We start from the raw sequence: 761 nt of genomic DNA on the forward strand, positions 1-761 counted from the left end.
ACTGTTTCCATGTCGCATCGGGGTCCGCATGCTGTCGAGGTCGTATTGTCCGACGAGGAGCGTGCAGAGCTGTCGCTCTGGGTGGGTGGCGCGGTGCGTCCCCGCCTCGCTGAGCGGGCGCGGATCGTCCTGGCGTGTGCAGATGGGGCATCAAACGCGCGAGTCGCGGCCGACTTGGGAGTGACTGCGGCGACAGTGGGTAAGTGGCGCTCCCGTTTTGCGGCCCACCGCATGACGGGTCTGGCGGACGATCCTCGGCCGGGCCGACGCAAGCCGGATCTGGTACTCACCGAGGCCGAGCGCGCGCAGTTGATGCGATGGGCGCGGCGGGCGAAGACCGCGCAGTTCCTGGCGCTGCGCGCGAAGATCGTGCTGCGGTGCGCGGAGGGCGGGACGAACAAGCAGGTTGCCACAGACCTCGGGGTGGCCCAGGCGACGGTGAACCGCTGGCGGTCGCGGTTCGTTACCTCACGCCTGGAGGGGCTGATTGACGAGCCGCGCCCTGGGCGGCCGCCCTCGATCCTGCTCGACCAGGTCGAGGACGTGCTCGTGGCGACCTTGGAGTCCACCCCGGGCAATGACACGCACTGGTCGCGTGCCTCGATGGCGAAGCGCACCGGATTGTCGAAGTCCACCATTGGGCGGATCTGGAAGAAGTTCGACCTCAAGCCGCACATCCAGGACTCATTCAAGCTCTCCACCGACCCGCAGTTCGTCGAGAAGGTCGTCGACGTCGTCGGTCTGTACCACAACCCGCCTGA

General features: G+C 67.3%; 1 protein-coding gene. It reads left to right on the forward strand.

The window, feature by feature from the left end:
- Nucleotides 1–9: 9 nt before the first annotated feature.
- Nucleotides 10–761, forward strand: a 752-nt coding sequence (locus tag VXC91_RS46355) for an IS630 family transposase (protein WP_329513329.1), incomplete at its 3' end; no start/stop codon positions are given.

This window comes from Streptomyces chiangmaiensis (assembly GCF_036281785.1).
In the GTDB taxonomy this organism is placed as follows: domain Bacteria; phylum Actinomycetota; class Actinomycetes; order Streptomycetales; family Streptomycetaceae; genus Streptomyces; species Streptomyces chiangmaiensis.